At 52.9% G+C, this 380-nt stretch carries 1 pseudogene; it reads right to left on the bottom strand.

Annotated elements, in window-relative coordinates:
- A pseudogene (locus MWU65_RS17610) lies at positions 1–380 on the bottom strand (collagen-like protein); the annotation flags it as partial.

The following is a 380-nucleotide window of genomic DNA, read 5'->3' as shown; positions in this document are numbered from 1 at the left end:
CCAGTTGCACCCTTGTCTCCAACGGCTCCCTGAATACCAACCGGACCTTGAGCTCCTGTATCACCAGTGGCTCCTTTATCTCCTGTTGCACCTTTGTCACCAGTGGCTCCCTTATCTCCATCTACTCCTTTGTCTCCTGTTGCACCCTTGTCTCCAGTTGCACCCTTGTCTCCAGTCGCACCTTTGTCTCCTGTATCACCAGTTGCTCCTTTATCACCATCAGGACCTTGGGCTCCTATTGGACCTTGATCTCCATCTACTCCTTTGTCTCCTGTTGCTCCTTTGTCTCCATCTGCTCCTTTGTCTCCTGTTGCACCCTTGTCTCCAACGGCTCCCTGAATACCAACCGGACCTTGAGCTCCTGTATCACCAGTGGCTCC

This window comes from Cellulophaga sp. F20128 (genome assembly GCF_023015805.1).
Lineage (GTDB): Bacteria > Bacteroidota > Bacteroidia > Flavobacteriales > Flavobacteriaceae > Cellulophaga.
This window is presented reverse-complemented; position numbering and strand designations above follow the sequence as displayed.